A 19,450-nucleotide genomic window follows, 5' to 3' on the forward strand; every position below is an offset into this window, starting at 1 on the left:
GATCCCTCTCGAGGAGCCGGCCATGGGTTTCTTTCTCACCGCGTTCATCCTGATCAGCATCGTCTTCGCGTTCCTCGCCTGGCGCATGGACCGCAAGCACAAGACGAGCTACGTCGTCGACGGCCGCCGCGGCGGCGCCATGGACAAGCAGGTCGCCGAGGCGGTCTTCGGCGACGATCGCTGGGACCGCCAGCGTCACTAGTGGTGTGTCTGCACCACCAGCCGCCCGTCGGGACGTCCGCGCCCCCCGCGCCGAGGGCATGTCGAGGGCGCTCCGACGCCCTCACACGTCGCGCAGGAACCAGCCCTTCGCGATGTTGAACACCCCGAAGCAGGCGAGCCCCACGGCCACGAGGACGAGGACGTAGGGCCCGGCCAGCGCGTCGCGCAGCGTCGCCAGGGCCGCGTCGAGGCCACCCGACTTCTTCGGGTCGCGGGTGAGGGCCGCCCAGACGACGAGTCCGCCCACGGTGCCGAACGCGACCCCGCGGGCGACGTACCCGCTTCGTGCCAGCGCGGTGATGAGCGTGCCGGCGGCGCCGGTGCGCCCCTCGGCATCGATCTGCTTGCGCCAGGCGTCGGTGAACCCGCCGATGATGCTGCCGACGCCGTAGATCGCCAGGCCGACCCCCACGGCGGCGACGATGACAGGGCCGAGCGGCATCGCGAGGACCTTCGCCGTGAACCCCTGCTCGCGTGAGCTTCCCGAGCTGCTCGATCCGCCTCCGCCGGCCGCGATCCGCGCGGCAGCGAAGCCGAGGACGGCGAAGACCAGCGCGCGGAAGGCCGACGCGGTCCGGCCGCCGAGGCGCTTCAGCCCCTCCTGGTCACGGTGGCCGGCGACCACCTGGCACAGCTCCCACACCACCAACGCGGCGAAGCCGACGGTGACGACCCACAGGAGAACGCCCCCGAGGGGCTGCTGTGCCAGCTGCGCCAGCGCGCCCTGGCCCGAGACGGAATGATCCGGCCTGCCGAACGCCAGCTGCGCGGCCAGCCAGCCGATGAGGAGGTAGACCACCCCGTAGCAGGCGAAGCCCAGCCGGGCCGTCCAGGCCAGTGCCGGGTGGTCCTTCGCCTCGTCGGCGGCTCGTGTCGCCGCCCCGCGGCTCGCCTGCATCGTCATCGTGTCCCTCCCGGGGTCTCGTACCCTGCGGGCGGTACGCCGACACGTGCCGGGCCGCCGATGTCGCCGCATCCGCGTAGGCTCGGACCATGAGCGTTCGACGGGTGATGGGCACCGAGGTGGAGTACGGCATCTCCGTGCAGGGCCAGCCTCTGGCCAACCCGATGGTGGCCTCGTCCCAAGTCGTGAACGCCTACGCGAGCGCGACCCTCAAGGCGCGCCGCGCGCGGTGGGACTTCGAGGAGGAGTCCCCGTTGCGCGATGCACGGGGCTTCGACATGTCGCGCACCGTCGCCGACCCCAGCCAGCTCACCGACGAGGACCTCGGGCTGGCCAACGTCATCCTGACCAACGGTGCGCGGCTCTACGTCGACCACGCGCACCCGGAGTTCTCCACCCCCGAGGTCACCACGCCGCTGGACGTGGTGCGCTTCGACAAGGCGGGGGAGGGTGTCATGCTGGACGCGACGCGGCTGGCCCGGCAGCTGCCGACCGCCCCGGCGATCACGCTCTACAAGAACAACACCGACAACAAGGGAGCCTCCTACGGCGCCCACGAGAACTACCTGATGCGCCGGTCGACGCCGTTCGCCGACATCGTCAAGCACCTGACTCCGTTCTTCGTCAGCCGGCAGGTCATCACGGGTGCCGGCCGCGTCGGGATCGGCCAGGACGGTCGCAAGCACGGCTTCCAGCTCAGCCAGCGGGCCGACTTCTTCGAGGTCGAGGTCGGCCTTGAGACGACCTTGAAGCGCCCGATCATCAACACCCGCGACGAGCCGCACGCCGACCCCGACAAGTATCGTCGCCTCCACGTGATCATCGGCGACGCGAACCTGGCGGAGATCTCGACATACCTGAAGGTGGGCACGACCTCGCTCGTGCTGTCGATGATCGAGGACCGCTTCCTCGCGCGTGACCTCTCGATCGAGGGGCCGGTCGCGGCGCTCCGCGCTGTCTCCCACGACCCGACGCTGCGTCAGACCGTCACCCTCCAGGACGGTCGCACCCTCACCGGCATCCAGCTGCAGCTGGAGTACCTGGACCTGGCGAAGAAGTACGTCGAGGACCGCTACGGCTCGGACGCCGACGCACAGACCGTCGACGTCCTGGCGCGGTGGGAGTCCGTGCTCGACCGTCTCGAGCGCGACCCGATGCTCTGTGCCGGCGAGCTGGACTGGGTGGCCAAGCTCAAGCTGCTCGAGTCCTACCGCCTGCGTGACGGGCTCGACTGGGATGACGCCAAGCTCCACCTCATCGACCTGCAGTACTCCGACATCAGGCCCGAGAAGGGCCTCTACCACCGGCTCGTGAAGGCCGGTCGCCTCGAGCGCCTCCTCGACGATGACGTGGTCGACACGGCCAAGCACGAGCCGCCCACCGACACGCGTGCCTACTTCCGCGGCCGCTGCCTGGAGAAGTACGCGGCGAATGTGGCCGCCGCGTCGTGGGACTCGGTCATCTTCGACCTCCCCGGCCGGGAGTCCCTCCAGCGGGTGCCGACCATCGACCCGCTGCGCGGGAGCAAGGCGCACGTCGGCGAGCTGCTCGACCGGTGCGAGACAGCGACGGACCTGTTCGCGGAACTGACGGCAGGCTCCTAGACCCCTCGGTGCGCGGGGCGGCGGGTGGAACACGACACGAGTGGGTAGGGTTCGAGACATGGCACAGGAGCAGAAGCAGCCTCGCAAGGCCAACGAGGAGGCGGAGGAGGTCGCGACCGCCTCCGAGACCGAGGCCGCGGAGCGCAAGGAGTCGCTGGACGCCGACGTGGACGACATCCTCGACGAGATCGACGACGTCCTCGAGTCCAACGCGGAGGACTTCGTGAAGTCCTTCATCCAGAAGGGCGGGCAGTAGTCCTTGAGTGACTCCCGCATCCCGGGCGCCTACATGGCCCCGGGCACGTCCTCCTTTGCCGAGTTCCTCGCCGACCAGGCGCCTGACCTGCTTCCCGGACGTCCCAAGGACGCGGCGACGCTCCCGGCGGGCAACGCCGGCGACCTGGCCCCCCACGGCACCACGATCGTGGCGGCCACCTTCAACGGCGGCGTCGTGATGGCCGGCGACCGACGGGCGACGATGGGCAACGTCATCGCCCAGCGCGACATCCAGAAGGTCTTCCCGGCCGACGAGTTCTCGGCCGTCGGCATCGCCGGCGCTGCCGGCCTCGCCGTCGAGATGGTGCGGCTCTTCCAGACCGAGCTGGAGCACTACGAGAAGATCGAGGGCAGCACGCTCTCGCTGGACGGCAAGGCCAACCGCCTCGCGGCCCTCATCCGCGGCAACCTGGGGATGGCCATGCAGGGCCTCGCCGTGGTGCCGCTGTTCGCAGGCTTCGACCTCGACAAGGGCCTGGGCCGGATCTTCTCTTACGACGTCACCGGCGGCCGCTACGAGGAGACCTCGTTCCACTCCGTCGGCTCCGGGTCGATGTTCGCCCGCGGTGCGCTGAAGAAGCTCTACCGCGACGACCTCGACGAGGGTCTGGCCGTCGAGGCGGTCGTGCAGGCGCTGTACGACGCCGCCGACGACGACTCCGCCACCGGCGGGCCCGACCTGACCCGCCGCATCTTCCCCGTCGTCCACGTCATCACCGCCGACGGGGGCCGCCGTCTCGCCGACAGCGACGTCGCCGCGGTCGCCGACCGTGTCGTCGCCGGCCGGATGGCCCGCCCCGACGGCCCGCACGCCGAGCTGGAGGGCCCGCGCGCATGAGCACACCGTTCTACGTCAGCCCCGAGCAGCTGATGAAGGACCGGGCGGACTTCGCCCGGAAGGGCATCTCCCGCGGCCGGTCGGTCGTCGCCGTGCAGTACGCCGACGGCATCCTGTTCGCCTCCGAGAACCCGTCGGCGGCGCTGCACAAGGTCAGTGAGATCTACGACCGCATCGCGTTCGCCGCTGTCGGGCGCTACAACGAGTTCGAGAACCTGCGCATCGCCGGTGTCCGTCTCGCTGACATGCGAGGCTATGCCTACGACCGGCGCGACGTCACCGGGCGCGGCCTGGCCAACGCCTATGCGCAGACGCTCGGGACGATCTTCTCCAGCGGCGGCGAGAAGCCCTACGAGGTGGAGCTCTTCGTCGGCGAGATCGGAGACCGGGCCGAGTCCGATCAGCTCTATCGGCTCACCTACGACGGCCAGGTCGCCGACGAGCACGGCTATGCGGTGATGGGCGGCGCGGCCGACGTCGTCGGCGGCTACCTCCAGCAGCACTACCGGGAGGGGCTCGACCTCGCCGGCGCGCTGCGGCTCGCCGTCGATGCGCTCGGCCACACCGAGACCGACGACCGCGTCATCGAGGTCGCCGACCTCGAGGTGGCCGTCCTGGACCGCACCCGCAGCCAGCCGCGCAAGTTCCTCCGGCTGGTGCCGGCACGGCTCGCGCCGCTGCTGGGTGACCGGAAGGCTGAGCAGAGCCCTGCGCAGGCAGCGGATCAGGCGACGACAGCAGCGACGGATGAGCCCTCCGAGCCGCCGCTCGCGCCGCCGGCCGGCGGCGACGAGCCGCCTATCGCGCCGTAGAGCCAGCCGGTGGGGTGACCTGTGCCGACTCGTGACCCGAACGTCACCCACGGGCCTGGCATGCGGGACTAGGGTGACGTCATGGACCGCCGGATCTTCGGGATCGAGAACGAGTACGGCGTCACCTGCACGTTCCGCGGGCAGCGCCGACTGAGCCCGGACGAGGTGGCTCGCTACCTCTTCCGCAAGGTCGTGAGCTGGGGCCGGTCCAGCAACGTCTTCCTCCGCAACGGCGCCCGGCTCTACCTCGACGTGGGCAGCCACCCCGAGTACGCCACACCCGAGTGTGACGACGTCACCGAGGTCGTGACCCACGACAAGGCGGGGGAGAGGGTGCTGGAGGGGCTGCTGCTCGACGCCGAGCAGCGCCTGCACGACGAGGGCATCGCGGGGGAGATCTACCTCTTCAAGAACAACACCGACTCCGCCGGCAACTCCTACGGCTGCCACGAGAACTACCTGGTCAGCCGGGCCGGCGAGTTCAGCCGGCTCGCCGACGTGCTCATCCCCTTCCTGGTGACCCGCCAGATCATCGTCGGAGCGGGCAAGATCACCCAGACGCCGCGCGGGGCGTCGTACTCGATCTCCCAGCGCGCGGAGCACATCTGGGAGGGCGTCTCGTCGGCGACCACCCGGTCGCGGCCGATCATCAACACCCGGGACGAGCCGCACGCCGACGCGGAGAAGTACCGCCGTCTGCACGTCATCGTCGGGGACTCCAACATGTCCGAGACGACCACGATGCTCAAGATCGCCTCGTGCGACCTGGTGCTGCGCATGATCGAGGAGGGCGTCGTCATGCGCGATCTCACGATGGAGAACCCGATCAGGGCGATCCGCGAGATCGCGCACGACACCTCCGGGCGTCGCAAGATCAGGCTCGCGAACGGACGGGAGGCGAGCGCCCTCGACATCCAGGGCGAGTACCTCTCCAAGGCGCGCGACTTCGTCGACCGCCGGCAGATCTCGACACCCGTCATCGAGCGCGCCCTCGACCTGTGGGAGCGTGGCCTGAAGGCGGTCGAGTCCGACGACCTCACCCTGGTGGAGCGGGAGATCGACTGGGTGATCAAGTGGAAGCTCATCGAGCGCTACCGCGCCAAGCACGGCCTGCCGCTCAGCCACCCCCGTGTCGCGCAGCTCGACCTGGCCTACCACGACATCCACCGGGGCCGGGGGCTCTACTACCTCCTCGAGCGCAAGGGCGCCGTGGCACGCGTGTCGACGGACCTCAAGATCTTCGAGGCCAAGTCCGTGCCGCCCCAGACCACGCGCGCGCGGCTCCGTGGCGAGTTCATCAAGCGGGCCCAGGACCGGCGCCGCGACTTCACCGTCGACTGGGTGCACCTCAAGCTCAACGACCAGGCGCAGCGCACCGTGCTCTGCAAGGACCCGTTCCGCGCCTACGACGAGCGCGTCCAGCGCCTCATCGACGGCATGTGAGCGAGGGCACCGCCGCATCCACCGCCGGCAGGTCTGGTCAGCCTTCCTTCAGGATCGACTTGTAGGGTGGCGCACGCCGTCCGTCCCCCGTGCTGAAGAAGGCTTGAACCGTGCTCCGACGCGTCCCGCGCCCGCTCGCCCTGATCGTCACGACCCTGCTCGCCACGAGCCTGGCCGCCTGCGGCGGCGAGAAGACGACCGGGCTCGGTGACAAGACCGTGAGCGGCTGGGACGCCGTCTCAGTCTCCGGCGACGTCGGCACCGCCCCGAAGGTCGACTGGAAGGGCAAGATGGCCCCCGTCAGCGCGACCCAGACGAAGACGCTCGACGCCGGCGACGGTGCGGCCCTCAAGCAGGGCGGCAAGGTCTGGGGCTACATCTGGATCGGCAACGGCTACAGCAAGAAGCAGGCCTACAGCGACTACGACAACAAGCAGCCCGAGGAGCTGACGGCCGACGCGAAGAGCATCAGCCCGGTCTTCCAGAAGCTCCTGACAGGGGCGAAGGTCGGCTCCCGCGTCGCCGCGCTGGCCAACGCGAAGGAGATCTTCGGCGACGCCGGCAACCCGACCCTCGGCATCGCCAACCAGGACCCCCTCCTCATCGTCGTCGACCTGGTCGCCCCCGCCGTCGACAAGCCCACGGACGTCGACCGCTCGAAGCTGCCGCAGTTGAAGGCCACTCCGGGCAAGCCGAACGTGCCGGCGGGCATGGACTTCACCGGTGTGCCGAAGCCGGAGCAGTTCGGCGACCTCCTGCGCACCACCCTCAAGCAGGGCACCGGCACGTCCGTCACCCCCGACATGACCGTGAAGGTCAACTACCTGGGCATGGTCTACGGCGCCAAGAAGCCGTTCGACGAGAGCTACACCAAGCAGCCGGCGTCGTTCCCGCTCAGCAACGTCGTGAAGGGCTGGACCTACGGCCTGACCGGCGTCAAGGTGGGCAGCCGCGTGCTGCTGCAGGTTCCGCCGCTCCTCGGCTACGGCGGGCAGGCCCAAGCCAACATCCCGGCCAACAGCACGCTCTACTTCGTCGTCGACGTGCTCAGCGCCACGAAGCCGGCCCCCTCCGCGTCGGCATCACCCTCGGCGGCGACGTCGCCGTCCGCGCAGTAGCGTGTCCACGCAGTAGCCAGGCGCGGAGAGGGGCACGATGTCGGCGCAGAAGACGGAGCGGCTGATGAACCTGCTCATCATGCTGCTCGTCCAGAAGCGCTACGTCACCAAGGAGCGCATCCGCGAGATCCTCTACGCGGACTCCTCCGACGAGGCGTTCGAGAAGATGTTCGAACGCGACAAGGAGGAGCTGCGCAGCCTCGGAGTGCCGATCGAGGTCGGCACCAGCGACCCGCTCTTCGATGACGACCCCGGCTACCGGATCAGCCCGGCCGAGTTCGCACTGCCCGACATCAGCCTCACCGCGGACGAGGCGTCGGTCGTCGCGCTGGCGACGAAGGTGTGGGAGCACGCGCGGCTCGCCGAGGCCACCAGCGAGGCGGTCCGCAAGCTCTCGGCGGCAGGAGTGGAGCTCGACGTCGCCGCGCTCGACCTCGTGCAGCCCCGCCTCGGAGCCGATGAGCCGTCGTTCGAGCCCTTCCTCGAAGCGGCCCAGGAGCGCACACCGGTGGTCTTCGACTACCAGCGGGGGAGCGGGCCGGCTCAGACGCGCCATGTGCAGCCGTGGGGCGTCGTCCGCTCCTCCGGCCGCTGGTATGTGATCGGCTTCGACACCGACCGCGACGACGAGCGCGTCTTCCGTCTCTCCCGGGTGCGAGGCGAGGTGCGCCGCGACGGCGCACCGGGCTCCTACGACATCCCCGTGGGGACCGACGTCCGCGCCATCGCCGCGCGGCTCGCGCCCGAGCGGGTGGAACTGCACGCCGTGCTGTTGCTCCGCCCCGGCACCGGACATCCTCTGCGGCGGGCCGCCGAGTCGGTGGAGACGGGCGTGCCGGGGCCTGACGGGACACCGTGGGACCGGGTGGTCCTCACCCGTGCCACCGTCGACCTCGCGGCGGAGATCCTCTCCTACGGTCCCGATGCCTTCGTCGTGGAGCCCGCGGCGCTGCGAGACGAGGTCGTCGCGCGCCTCGAGGCGGTGCTCGCGTGAGCGCGCGCCCGCCCGCACCAGGGGCCCGGGAGCAGGTGGCGCGCCTGCTCGCCCTCGTGCCCTACCTCCATGCCCACGGCGAGGTCCGTCTGGACGAGGCCGCGCATGCGTTCGGCACCACCGAGCGGCAGCTGGTCAAGGACCTCAAGGTGCTGTTCATGTGCGGCCTGCCTGGCGGCTATCCCGACGACCTCATCGACGTCGACATCGAGTCCCTCGAGGATCCGCACGGCGACCGTGTCATCCGGGTCGCCAACGCCGACTACCTCTCCCGACCGCTCCGGCTCACGCCGACCGAGGCGACGGCCGTGATCGTGGCGCTGCGCGCGCTGCGCAGCGGCGCGACGAGCAACGAGACACGTGAGGTCGTCGACCGTGCTCTCGCCAAGCTCGAGCAGGCGGCCGCAGCGGGCTCGGCCGCGCCTCTGGTCGATCCGGGCGACGACCTCGACGTCGCCCTCCTCTCGCTCCGGGCGCAGCTCGACGAGGCGGTCGAGCACGGCCGGCAGGTCCGACTCGTCTACTACGTCCCCTCACGCGACGAGGAGTCCACGCGGATCGTCGACCCACGAGGGCTCGTCGAGGACGCAGGTGCGACGTACCTGGACGCCTGGTGCCACGCCGCGGAGGCGCCCCGTTGGTTCCGGCTTGACCGGATCCGGACTGCAGACGTGCTCGAGAGCCCGGTGGCGACGAGCCAGGCGCCACGCGAGCTGCCTCCGGGCATCTTCACGCAGGAGGAGGACGTCGCCCGGGTGACGCTCGACGTCTCGCCGGCGGCGTACTGGATCACCGAGTACTACTCCGTGGACGCCGTCCGGCCCGGTCACGACGGGCACTACGAGGTGGACCTGCTGGTCGCCGAGCAGCGCTGGCTCACGCGGCTGCTGCTGCGCCTCGCACCACATGCCCGGGTCGTCGCCCCGACGGCGTACGCCGACGCGTTCCTGACCCGCGCCCGCCAGGCTCGTACGCTCTATGGCCCGGGCGAGTAGCATGAAGACGCTTGTCAACGATTCTGTGAGGACCTCATGACTTCGCTGCTTCTGGGCGGCCTCGGCACGCCCGAGCTCATCTTGATCTTTCTCGTCGTCATCCTGCTGTTCGGGGCGTCGAAGCTCCCGGACCTGGCGCGTGGCAGCGGACGCGCCCTGCGCATCTTCAAGGCCGAGACCAAGGGCCTGATGGATGACGATGACGAGGCTGACGCGGCGGTGAAGCCCGTGCCGACGCCTGAGCTGAAGTCCGAGGCACCGCGCACCGGCGCGTCGGCAGAGGGCGACCTGGCCGCCAGGCAGGCCGAGCTCGACGCGAAGCAGGCAGAGCTCGACGCCGAGCGCGAGCGTCTGCACCGCGGCGAACTCTGACCCGGGGCACCGGTGTCGATCGCCGGCGTCGTCGACCTCTACCGAGGCCGGCCGCATCACAGTGTCGGGGCCGATGGGCGGATGGCGCTCTCGGACCACCTGCGGGAGCTGCGCGCCCGGATCATCCGCTCGGTCACGGCTCTGGTGGTGGCGTTCGTCGTGGCGCTGTTCTTCTACGACCAGCTCCTCCAGCTCGTCGTCGAGCCCTACCGCGAGGCGGTGAAGATCCTCGGCGACAAGGTCAACGCCGAGATCGTCATGTCCGGGGTCAGCGCCCCGTTGATGCTGCAGCTGAAGCTGTGCGGCATCGCCGCCATCGTCGTCTCCAGCCCCTACTGGCTCTTCCAGATCTGGGGCTTCGTCGTCCCCGGGCTCACCGCGCGGGAGAAGAAGTGGACCCGCGTCTTCGCCCTCATCGCCGGCCCGCTGTTCATCGCCGGGGTCGCGCTGGGCTACTACGTGCTGCCCAAGGGGGTCGAGGTGCTGCTCACCTTCACCCCCGCGGGGGTGAAGAACCTGCAGGACTTCGGTGAGTTCTTCACCTTCATGACCCGGATGATGCTCGTCTTCGGCATCGCCATGGAGATCCCCCTCTTCGTGGTCCTGCTCAACCTCGCCGGGGTCGTCTCGGGCCGGATGCTGGCCCGCTACCGGCCCTGGATCATCCTGGGCACCTTCATCTTCGCCGCGGTCGCGACCCCCTCGACCGACCCGTTCTCGATGCTGATGCTCGCCATCCCGATGGTCGTCCTCTTCCTCATCGCCGAGGTCATCGCCCGCATCATCGACCGCCGCCGCGGCCGCCACCAGCACTCCACCGACCAATGGGCCGACGACGAGACCTCCCCGATCTGAGGCCTTCCGGCCCGACTCGGCAGGACGACTCGGCGGCGCCGAGCCACTAGTCTTCCGCGCGTGAGTCGCCGCATCGCCCTCCTCGCCAACCCGGTCGCAGGGCGAGGCCGCCACGAGCGGGACCTCGCAGCGGTCACGAGTCGGCTGCGCGACGCCGGGCTCGTCGTCGACCGCCTGGCCGGGCAGGACGCCGGCGACTCGGCGCGGCTGGCGAGGCTCGCGCTCGAGGGCGGCGTGGACGGACTGGTCGTGTGCGGCGGCGACGGCATGGTCAACATCGCCGCCCAGGCCCTGGCCGGCACCCGCACGCCGCTCGGGGTCGTCGCGATGGGCACCGGCAACGACACCGCCCGGACCCTGGGGCTCCCCCTCAGGGACCCGCTCGCCGCAGCCGACGTGATCGTGAGCGGGCGAACGCGCACGATCGACCTGGCCCGATGTGGCGACCGGTACTTCGTGACGGTCATGGCGGCCGGGTTCGACGCGCTCGTCAACCAGCGGGCGGACTCGATGACCTGGGCCAAGGGACGGATGCGCTACAGCCTGGCGATCGCAGCGGTGCTGCGGCGCTTCCAGCCGATCCACTACACGCTCGAGCTGGACGGCCAGACCCGGGAGGTCGATGCCATGCTCGTCTCCATCGGCAACGGCGACTCCATGGGCGGCGGTCTCAAGGTCACCCACGGCGCCGAGGTCGACGACGGTCAGCTCGACGTCGTGCTGTTCACCAGCGTGCCGCGACGAGAGCTCATCACGACCTACCCGAAGCTCTTCACCGGCGGTCACACCCGGCACCCGGCGTACGAGCGCCACCGTGTCAAGCGGGTCACGGTGGCGGCAGCCGGCGTGGTGGCCTACGCCGACGGCGAGCGCCTCGGGGAGCTGCCCCTGACCGTCGAAGTGGAGCCCGAGGCGTTAACGGTCTACGCCTGAGCCGGCCCGGTAGGTTGGTGTCATGGACGCCGACCTCTCGGCTGCGGAGCGTTACGCCAGCTTCAGCCGCGACCGCCTGCACCCGGTGTTCCGGGACTTCGCCGCTCTCTACGACTTCCCTCTGGACGACTTCCAGGCGCGTGCGTGCCGGGAGATCGAGGACGGGAGGGGCGTGTTGGTCGCCGCGCCGACCGGCTCCGGCAAGACGATCGTCGGCGAGTTCGCGATCCATCTGGCCATCTCCACCGGCCGCAAGGCGTTCTACACCACGCCGATCAAGGCGCTGTCGAACCAGAAGTACCACGACCTCGTCGACCGCTACGGACCCGACGAGGTCGGTCTGCTCACGGGCGACAACACGGTCAACGGCGAGGCGCCGATCGTCGTCATGACGACCGAGGTGCTGCGCAACATGCTCTACGCCGGTTCCTCCACGCTGCTCGGCCTCGGGTTCGTCGTGATGGACGAGGTGCACTACCTGGCCGACCGCTCGCGCGGCGCCGTGTGGGAGGAGGTCATCATCCACCTCCCGGAGTCGGTGACCCTGGTCTCGCTCAGCGCAACGGTCAGCAACGCCGAGGAGTTCGGCGAGTGGCTCTCCACCGTCCGCGGCGACACCACGACGATCCTCGAGGAGAGGCGTCCCGTCCCGCTCTACCAGCACGTCATGGTGGGCAAGCGGATCATGGACCTGTTCGCCTCCTCCGACGTCGACGCGGCGGCCGGCTTCGTGAAGGAGGGTGCTCCGGTCAACGGCGAGCTGCTGCGGATCGCCCGCGACGACTGGGCCTCGACGCGGATCCGCGACCGGCGCAGCCCCCGCGACCGCAACGCACGCACCACCTCCAAGGACCGTCGCAACGTCGGGAACGGGCGGCGCGTCTGGATCCCGTCACGCGTCGACGTGATCGACGCCCTCGAACGCGACCGGCTGCTGCCCGCGATCGTCTTCGTGTTCAGCCGGGTCGGCTGCGACGCGGCGGTGACTCAGTGCCTGTCAGCCAACGTCCGACTGACCACGCCCGCCGAGCGCGACGAGATCGTCAGCTACGTCGAGGCGGCCTGCGCCGACCTGCCGCCCGAGGACCGGCACGTCCTGGGCTACCACGACTGGCTCGACGGGCTCAGCCGCGGCGTCGCCGCTCACCACGCCGGCATGCTGCCGGCCTTCAAGGAGGTCGTCGAGGAGCTCTACCTGAACGGGCTCATCAAGGTCGTCTTCGCGACCGAGACCCTCGCACTCGGCATCAACATGCCTGCTCGCACGGTCGTCATCGAGAAGCTCACGAAGTGGAACGGCGAGACGCACGCCGACATCACGCCGGGGGAGTACACCCAGCTCACCGGCCGCGCCGGGCGTCGCGGGCTCGACGTCGAGGGCCACGGCGTCGTCCTGTGGCAGCCGGGGATGAACCCCGGTGAGGTGGCCGGTCTCGCCTCCACCCGCACCTATCCGCTCCGGTCCAGCTTCCGACCGTCGTACAACATGGCCGTCAACCTGGTGCACCAGTTCGGCCGGTCGCGCTCGCGCGAGCTGCTCGAACAGTCGTTTGCGCAGTTCCAGGCCGACAAGGCGGTCGTCGGTCTCGCCCGGCAGCTCAAGAAGGCGGAGGACGCCCTCGACGGCTACCGGGAGGCGGCGGCGTGCGACAAGGGCGACTTCATGGAGTACGCCGGCCTGCGTCGCCGGATCGGCGAGGTCGAGAGGGAGGCATCGCGTGCCCGGCGTGCGGACCGGCGCGACGAGGTGGTGCAGTCGCTCTCGCGCCTGAAGCCGGGCGACGTCATCAACGTCCCGTCGGGCAAGTTCGCCGGGTACGCCGTCGTCGTCGACCCGGGCTTCGACCCTGACGGGCCCCGACCGTACGTGGTGACGCTGGACCGCCAGGCCCGTCGGCTCGGCATGATCGACTTCCAGGTCCCCGTTCACGCCGTCAGCCGGATGCGGATCCCGAAGACCTTCAACGGTCGCAACCCGCAGATGCGTCGCGACCTGGCCAGCGCCCTGCGCGAGCGCACGCGGGATCTCGATACGCCCGCTCGTTCCTCGCGGGCTACTCCATCAGCGGACAACCACCGTGGGTCGAGTAGCCCGAGCGAAGCGATGGCGTATCGAGACCACGGCGCCGAGCGCGAGATCGCCGAGCTGCGCCGCCAGCTCAAGGCACACCCCTGCCACTCCTGCCCCGACAGGGAGGACCACGCGCGTTGGGCCGAGCGGTACTTCAAGCTTCGTCGCGATGCGGACACCCTGGCGCGGCGGGTGGAGTCGCGCACCAACACCGTCGCCCGGCAGTTCGACCGGGTGTGCGACGTGCTCACGGCGCTCGGCTACCTGCACGATGAGGAGGTCACGCCCCTGGGGCGCCCGCTGATGCGGCTCTACTCCGAGCTCGACCTGGTGGCGGCCGAGTCGCTGCGCATGCGGGTGTGGGACGAGCTCACCCCGTCTGAGCTGGCTGCGGCGCTGTCGACGCTCGTCTTCGAGGCACGACGGCCCGACGACGCCTCGGCGCCCCGTCTGCCGGGCGGCCGCGCGAAGGAGGCGATCGCCGCCATGGTCCGGATCTGGGCCGACCTCGACGCTCTCGAGCGGGACAACAGGCTCGACTTCCTGCGCCAGCCCGACCTGGGCTTCGCGTGGGCGGCGTACCGCTGGGCCGAGGGCGACGACCTCGACGAGGTCCTCGGATCCATCGAGCTGGCCGCCGGTGACTTCGTGCGCTGGATGAAGCAGCTCATCGACCTGGCCGGCCAGGTCGGCAACGCCGCCGGGGACTCGCCGGTGCGGCGCACTGCTCGCGACCTGGTCGACCGCCTCAGGCGCGGTGTGGTGGCCTACTCGGGGCTCAACGACTGAGCCGGGACAGCGCGTCGGTCAGGCGCGCCGCCGGGCCGGCCAGGTTGAGCTTCTCGGCCAGCTCGGCAAGGCGCGCCGGATCGGCAGGCGTGTGCGGAAGAGCCGTGCCGTCGCGCTCGAGGTCGAGGTCGCGGGCCACCGCGACGACACGCGGGGCGACCGCCAGGTAGTCGGCCGCCGCCGTGATCTTGGCGCGCGGGCCGGGCGCCATGCCTGACGCCGGGTCGGAGGCAGCGGCGACGATGCCCGCCATGTCGCCGAAGCGGCCGAGCAGCCCGGCCGCGGTCTTCTCGCCGACGCCGGGCACGCCGGGCAGCCCGTCGGAAGCGTCGCCGCGCATGGTGGCGAAGTCGGCGTACTGACGGGCGTGCACGCCGTACTTCGCGTGCACCCACGCGTCGTCGACGCGCTCGTGGTTGCCCACGCCCCGCGCGATGTAGAGCACCCGCACCTCGGCCTCGTCGTCGACCAGCTGGAAGAGGTCGCGGTCGCCCGTGACGACGTCGACCGGCATGCCGGCGCCGGTCGCGAGCGTGCCGATGACGTCGTCGGCCTCGTAGCCCTCGGCCCCTCGCACGGCGATCCCGAAAGCCTCCAGCACGTCGGCGATGAGGGGGACCTGGGCCTCGAGCGGGTCCGGCACCTCCTCGACGTCGGGGCCGACCGGGTTCTCGGTCACCACGCGGTGCGCCTTGTAGGACGGAATCAGGTCGACGCGCCACTGCGGGCGCCAGTCGTTGTCCCAGCAGCACACCAGGTCGGTGGGGGAGTACTGCTCAACGAGGCGCGCGATGAAGTCCAGAAGGCCGCGCACGGCGTTGACCGGAGTGCCGTCCGGGGCGCTGATGTCCGGCACGCCGTAGAACGCCCGGAAGTACATCGAAGCGGAGTCGAGGAGCATCAGGCGGCGAGTCACGTCCGGCATCCAATCACGACCGGGCGACACCGCGCCTCGCGATGGCTACAGTGACGGCCGTGGCTGATCCCGTTGTCGAGAGCACCGACCGCAAGATCCTCCAACTGCTTTCGGGTGACGGCCGGATGTCCTTCACCGACCTGGGCAAGGCGACCGGGCTGTCCACCTCGGCCGTGCACCAGCGCGTCAAGCGGCTCGAGCAGCGCGGGCTCATCACGGGGTACGGCGCCACGGTGAACCACGCAGAGCTCGGCCTGCCGCTCACGGCGTTCGTCTCGATCCGGCCGATCGACCCCTCGCAGCCGGACGACTGCCCCGAGCGCGTGCGGGACATCGCCGAGATCGAGTCGTGCTGGTCGGTCGCCGGTGACGAGTCCTATGTCCTGAAGGTCCGGACCGCGACCCCCGCCGCCCTCGAGGACCTGCTCGGCCGCATCCGCAACGTCGCCAATGTCGCGACGCGCACCACGATCGTGCTCTCCACCTACTACGAGAACCGTCCTGTCAGCGACTGAGGCTGTCGCCGACCGACAGACCCTCGTGCCTCGTGGTGAGGCGGTGCTCGGCGTGTCGTCGGCGACACGCCGAGCATGTCACCTTTTCACCACCTTCTTTTCGCCGACCCGACACCGAGGCTGACCTGCGACAACAACCGTTCTCCCAGGTCAAGGCACCCTTGACTGCGAGGGTGAAGAACGTGAATCTATGTCGGTCCGTTGTGGCGGACTCACCGCCGCGGAAGGACTCCGGTCTCGATAGACAACTCCCGCGCCCGGCAACCGGTCGGGCGCAGGCTGGCCCGACGTGCACCGGAGTCCTTCCCGAGGAGCTCTCAGCAAGAGCGCGTAGCGTGTGCGCGTGCCGCGGGTCCTGATTCTGCTCGTCCGGCTGGCCATCGCCGTCGGCTCGGGCCTGCTGCTGACCGCGGCCTTCGAGCCGCTCGCGCTGCCCTGGCTCGCCCCGATCGCGGTCGCCGGATTCTTCCTGTCGGTGCGCGGCACCCGCGCCCGTGTCGGCTTCCTCGTCGGGCTGGCCTTCGGCATCTCGTTCTACTTCACCCACATCGTCTGGATGCGCACGGTCGGCACCGACGCCTGGCTGGCCCTGGCGGGGGCCGAGGCGCTCTTCTACGGTGCGCTCGGCGCGGCGATGGCGCCGCTCTCCCGGCTGCCCTGGTGGCCGCTCTGGGCCGCTGCGGCGTGGTCGACCATGGAGTTCGTCCGCAGCAGCTGGCCGTTCAGCGGCATGCCGTGGGGACGCCTCGCCTACTCCGTCGCCGACACGCCCGTGGCTCCGGCGCTCGCCTACGTCGGAGCGACCGGCGTCAGCTTCCTGCTGGCGCTGCTCGGGGCCCTGCTGACCTGGGTCGTCCTCGCGCGGCGTCGCCGTCGACTGCTCGGCGTCGCGGGTGTCCTCGTCGTGCTGACGGCCGTCGCCGCGGCCGACGTCCGCCCGTGGCGTGCCCCCGCCACCGGGCACCTCCGCGTGGCAGCGGTCCAGGGCGACGTTCCGGGCCCGGGCAACGACGTCCTGTGGGACCACCGCCAGGTCACGCGCAACCATGCCGACGCCACCATCGCCTTGGCAGCACGCGTGCGCGCCGGCACCGCGGCCCGGCCAGCCTTCGTGCTGTGGCCGGAGAACTCCACTGCGGTCGACCCGTTCAGCGACACGCAGGACAACGAGGCGATCCACGCGGCCGTCGGTGCGATCGGGGTGCCGGTGGTGGTGGGCGGGATGGTCGACGGCGGCCCCTCGCACGTCTACAACCAAGGCATCGTCTGGGATCCGACGACGGGGCCGGGGCAGCGCTACACGAAGCGGCATCCCGTGCCTTTCGGGGAGTACATCCCGTTCCGCGGAGTCATCGACAACTGGAACTTCGGTCGCCTGGCCATCATCGGTCGCGACATGGTGGCCGGGACCGGCAAGCAGCCGCTGACGATCGCCGGGACACCGGTGGCCGACGCCATCTGCTTCGACGTTGCCTACGACGACGTCCTCGACGACCAGGTCGCCCGCGGCGCGCGCCTGGTGACGGTCCAGACGAGCAACGCCACCTTCATCTTCACCCACCAGATCCGCCAGCAGTTCGCCATCACCCGGCTCCGCGGGATCGAGACGGGCCGCTACGTCGTCGTCGCCTCGACCAACGGACTCACCGGTGTCATCGGGCCCGACGGCCGCGTGATCGCCACGGCGCGACCTCGCACGACCGCCGTGCTTGACGAGCAGGTCGGGCTGGTGGACGCCCTGACGCCGGCGGTCCGGCTCGGTCCATGGACGGGCCGTGCCTTCGCGGTGGTCACTCTCGTCGCTCTGGCGGTCGCCGTGGTGACCCGGAGACGACGGCGTAGCGTTGACCCAGCACCCCAGCACGACGCGCCCGATGCGCCCGACCAGGAGATGAGCCTCACGTGAGCCACAGCAGGACCGACAGCGCGGGCGAGGGCGGGGACATCGACCTCGGCCGCGTGGTCATGGTCGTCCCGACCTACAACGAGGCCGACAACCTGGAGTGGATCGTCGGTCGGCTGCGCCGCGCTCAGCCGGGCGTCGACCTCCTCGTCGTCGACGACGGCTCTCCCGACGGGACGGGTGCGATCGGGGACCGGATCGCTGCCAGCGACGCCCAGGTGCACGTGCTGCATCGCACCGAGAAGGCCGGTCTCGGGGCGGCGTACCTGCATGGGTTCCGGTGGGCGCTGGACGCCGGCTACGACGTGATCGGCGAGATGGACGCCGACGGCTCGCACCAGCCGGAGGAGCTGGGGCGTCTTCTCGGGGCGCTCGCGCGCGCCGACCTGGTCATCGGGTCTCGGTGGGTCCCTGGCGGCTCCGTCGTCAACTGGCCGCTCTCGCGCGAGGCACTCTCCCGCGGTGGCAACCTCTACGTCCGCCTTCTGCTCGGCATCAAGGTGCGCGATGCGACTGCCGGCTTCCGGCTCTTCCGACGGGCCACGCTGGAGAAGGTCGACCTCGACTCGGTCCAGTCGACGGGCTACGTCTTCCAGACCGAGCTGGTCACCCGCACGCTCCAGGCAGGGCTCACCGTCGAGGAGGTCCCGATCGAGTTCGTCGAGCGGGTCCGCGGCGCCTCCAAGATGAGCGGCGCCGTGGCGGCGGAGTCTATGCGGCGCGTCACCCGGTGGGGACTGCAGGAGCGACGGGCGCAGCTGCGGCGGGCGTGGGGCCGACGCTGAGGGCCCTTGCGGTCCGCGCGATCATGGTGGGGTGAGACCGAGCACGCGACGCCGCCGACCCGCCTGGGCATGGGCGGTCCTGGTCGCGTTCCTGATCGTCCCGATCCTCGAGCTGTGGGTGCTCATCCGTGTCGGCCACGTCATCGGCGTCGGCTGGACGCTCGTGCTGCTCGTCGCCGACTCGATCCTCGGCACGTGGCTCATCAAGCGTGAGGGGTCGAAGGCCTACGCCGCACTGCGGACAGCGCTCGAGGGTGGGCGGATGCCGCACCGGGAGCTGGCCGATGGTGCCTTGATCGTGCTGGCCGGCGCGCTCATGCTGAGCCCGGGCTTCGTGACCGACATCTTCGGCGTGCTGCTCCTGCTGCCGTTCACCCGGCCGATCGGTCGACGCGTGCTGGGCGCCTTGGTGGCGCGCAGGCTCACCGCCGTCGTGGCGGGCCGTGGCAGGACTGCAGGACGCCCCGGACCCGGAGAGGACTCCGTGATCCGGGGCGAGGTCATCGACTGACGCGGACGGACGCCGCGCCGGCAGGGCTCAGACGCCGGCCTTGCGCTTCTTGCTGTTGACGCGGTGCAGATGGGCGGGGCCGATCTCTCCGTCGCGCAGCAGCTCCAAGCGCTCCTTGAGGATCTCCTCGAGCTCCTTCTCCGAGCGCCGCTCCAGGAGCATGTCCCAGTGCGTGCGAGCCGGCTTCTCGTTCTTCTCCTCGGGCTGGGCCCCCGAGACGCTCAGCGCCTCCTGGCCACAGCGCGGGCACTCCCACACGGCGGGCACGTCGGCCTCGTCGGACATCGTGATCTCGAACTCGTGCCCCTGCGGGCACCGGTAGCCGACCTGCTGACGCGCGGCGAACTCGATCCCGCGCTCGTCCTCGAAGCTCTGGCCCCCGAGTCGGGCACCTCGCAGTGTGCGCTCCGCCATGGTGGCACCTCCTGTGTCTCGTTTCCCGCTGGCCGTCGGTCCGGCAGCCACGGCGGGCCATCGAAGAGACGACCGCGGCTGTCGATCGTGACGACGTAGGCCCGTGTCCCCCTGTCGAGTCTTCAACGGTACCGAGCCGCCCAAGATTCCGACAGTCATCAGGTTCCCGGCTGGGAGGTT

The 19,450-nt window shown here is 70.4% G+C and carries 20 protein-coding genes; 17 read left to right on the forward strand and 3 right to left on the reverse strand.

Going from position 1 to position 19,450, the window contains the following annotated elements; translation table 11 throughout:
• The first annotated feature begins 22 nt into the window (after positions 1 to 22).
• The gene (locus tag ACYQ1K_RS21110; RefSeq protein ID WP_459985236.1) at positions 23 to 202 is read left to right on the forward strand and encodes a hypothetical protein; all 180 of its coding nucleotides are present in this window, start codon (positions 23 to 25) and stop codon (positions 200 to 202) included.
• Positions 203 to 283: 81 nt separating this feature from the next.
• Here the strand turns inward: ACYQ1K_RS21110 and ACYQ1K_RS21115 are convergent, their stop codons facing one another.
• A complete protein-coding gene (locus ACYQ1K_RS21115) occupies positions 284 to 1,126 on the reverse strand; it encodes a DUF1206 domain-containing protein (protein WP_459985237.1) in 843 nt (280 codons plus the stop codon).
• Between the two features lie 89 nt (positions 1,127 to 1,215).
• Here ACYQ1K_RS21115 and dop point away from each other — a divergent pair, with 89 nt between their 5' ends.
• The 12 genes from dop to ACYQ1K_RS21175 all read left to right on the forward strand — a co-directional run bounded on the left by dop (position 1,216) and on the right by ACYQ1K_RS21175 (position 14,226).
• Positions 1,216 to 2,730, forward strand: a complete 1,515-nt coding sequence (dop, locus tag ACYQ1K_RS21120; RefSeq protein WP_459985238.1) for a depupylase/deamidase Dop — start codon at positions 1,216 to 1,218, stop codon at positions 2,728 to 2,730.
• A gap of 58 nt (positions 2,731 to 2,788) precedes the next feature.
• Positions 2,789 to 2,986: a ubiquitin-like protein Pup gene (locus tag ACYQ1K_RS21125; RefSeq protein ID WP_459985239.1), complete on the forward strand. Its 198-nt coding sequence runs from the start codon at positions 2,789 to 2,791 to the stop codon at positions 2,984 to 2,986.
• 3 nt (positions 2,987 to 2,989) lie between these two features.
• The gene (prcB, locus tag ACYQ1K_RS21130; protein WP_459985240.1) at positions 2,990 to 3,844 is read left to right on the forward strand and encodes a proteasome subunit beta; all 855 of its coding nucleotides are present in this window, start codon (positions 2,990 to 2,992) and stop codon (positions 3,842 to 3,844) included.
• Complete coding sequence (gene prcA, locus ACYQ1K_RS21135) at positions 3,841 to 4,656, forward strand: proteasome subunit alpha (protein WP_459985241.1); 816 nt, start codon at positions 3,841 to 3,843, stop codon at positions 4,654 to 4,656. Before prcB ends, prcA begins: the two co-directional genes overlap by 4 nt.
• A gap of 81 nt (positions 4,657 to 4,737) precedes the next feature.
• Entirely contained in the window at positions 4,738 to 6,099 is a 1,362-nt protein-coding gene (gene pafA, locus ACYQ1K_RS21140; RefSeq protein ID WP_459985242.1) for a Pup--protein ligase, read from the forward strand.
• 110 nt (positions 6,100 to 6,209) lie between these two features.
• Entirely contained in the window at positions 6,210 to 7,217 is a 1,008-nt protein-coding gene (locus ACYQ1K_RS21145; protein WP_459985243.1) for an FKBP-type peptidyl-prolyl cis-trans isomerase, read from the forward strand.
• A 37-nt stretch (positions 7,218 to 7,254) separates the two neighbouring features.
• Entirely contained in the window at positions 7,255 to 8,211 is a 957-nt protein-coding gene (locus tag ACYQ1K_RS21150) for a helix-turn-helix transcriptional regulator (RefSeq protein WP_459985244.1), read from the forward strand.
• Positions 8,208 to 9,206, forward strand: coding sequence for a helix-turn-helix transcriptional regulator (locus ACYQ1K_RS21155; RefSeq protein ID WP_459985245.1), 999 nt, complete (start codon positions 8,208 to 8,210; stop codon positions 9,204 to 9,206). The genes ACYQ1K_RS21150 and ACYQ1K_RS21155 overlap by 4 nt, the downstream gene beginning before the upstream one ends.
• 36 nt (positions 9,207 to 9,242) lie before the next feature.
• Complete coding sequence (gene tatA, locus ACYQ1K_RS21160; protein WP_459985246.1) at positions 9,243 to 9,578, forward strand: Sec-independent protein translocase subunit TatA; 336 nt, start codon at positions 9,243 to 9,245, stop codon at positions 9,576 to 9,578.
• A 12-nt stretch (positions 9,579 to 9,590) separates the two neighbouring features.
• A complete protein-coding gene (gene tatC, locus ACYQ1K_RS21165) occupies positions 9,591 to 10,433 on the forward strand; it encodes a twin-arginine translocase subunit TatC (RefSeq protein ID WP_459985247.1) in 843 nt (280 codons plus the stop codon).
• A gap of 60 nt (positions 10,434 to 10,493) precedes the next feature.
• Positions 10,494 to 11,366, forward strand: coding sequence for a diacylglycerol/lipid kinase family protein (locus ACYQ1K_RS21170; RefSeq protein WP_459985248.1), 873 nt, complete (start codon positions 10,494 to 10,496; stop codon positions 11,364 to 11,366).
• Between the two features lie 22 nt (positions 11,367 to 11,388).
• Positions 11,389 to 14,226 (forward strand): DEAD/DEAH box helicase, encoded by a 2,838-nt coding sequence (locus ACYQ1K_RS21175; RefSeq protein ID WP_459985249.1) that lies wholly within the window; start codon positions 11,389 to 11,391, stop codon positions 14,224 to 14,226.
• On the opposite strand, the gene ACYQ1K_RS21180 is transcribed toward ACYQ1K_RS21175, so the two are convergent.
• Positions 14,216 to 15,127, reverse strand: a complete 912-nt coding sequence (locus ACYQ1K_RS21180) for a 5'-3' exonuclease (RefSeq protein WP_459985274.1) — start codon at positions 15,125 to 15,127, stop codon at positions 14,216 to 14,218. The genes ACYQ1K_RS21175 and ACYQ1K_RS21180 overlap by 11 nt on opposite strands.
• A 74-nt stretch (positions 15,128 to 15,201) precedes the next feature.
• Here ACYQ1K_RS21180 and ACYQ1K_RS21185 point away from each other — a divergent pair, with 74 nt between their 5' ends.
• From ACYQ1K_RS21185 to ACYQ1K_RS21200, 4 genes are all read left to right on the forward strand, one after another.
• Positions 15,202 to 15,657: an Lrp/AsnC family transcriptional regulator gene (locus ACYQ1K_RS21185; protein ID WP_459985251.1), complete on the forward strand. Its 456-nt coding sequence runs from the start codon at positions 15,202 to 15,204 to the stop codon at positions 15,655 to 15,657.
• 343 nt (positions 15,658 to 16,000) lie between these two features.
• A complete protein-coding gene (gene lnt / locus ACYQ1K_RS21190) occupies positions 16,001 to 17,563 on the forward strand; it encodes an apolipoprotein N-acyltransferase (RefSeq protein ID WP_459985252.1) in 1,563 nt (520 codons plus the stop codon).
• Positions 17,564 to 17,622: 59 nt separating this feature from the next.
• Positions 17,623 to 18,345 carry a polyprenol monophosphomannose synthase gene (locus ACYQ1K_RS21195; protein WP_459985277.1) on the forward strand — a complete coding sequence of 241 codons (723 nt, stop codon included), beginning with the start codon at positions 17,623 to 17,625 and terminating at the stop codon, positions 18,343 to 18,345.
• 31 nt (positions 18,346 to 18,376) lie between these two features.
• Positions 18,377 to 18,856 carry an FxsA family protein gene (locus ACYQ1K_RS21200; RefSeq protein ID WP_459985253.1) on the forward strand — a complete coding sequence of 160 codons (480 nt, stop codon included), beginning with the start codon at positions 18,377 to 18,379 and terminating at the stop codon, positions 18,854 to 18,856.
• Between the two features lie 27 nt (positions 18,857 to 18,883).
• Here ACYQ1K_RS21200 and ACYQ1K_RS21205 read toward each other — a convergent pair whose 3' ends face one another.
• A complete protein-coding gene (locus tag ACYQ1K_RS21205) occupies positions 18,884 to 19,270 on the reverse strand; it encodes an RNA polymerase-binding protein RbpA (protein ID WP_459985255.1) in 387 nt (128 codons plus the stop codon).
• Positions 19,271 to 19,450 lie beyond the last annotated feature (180 nt).

The sequence above is a fragment of the Nocardioides sp. AN3 genome (assembly GCF_054653495.1).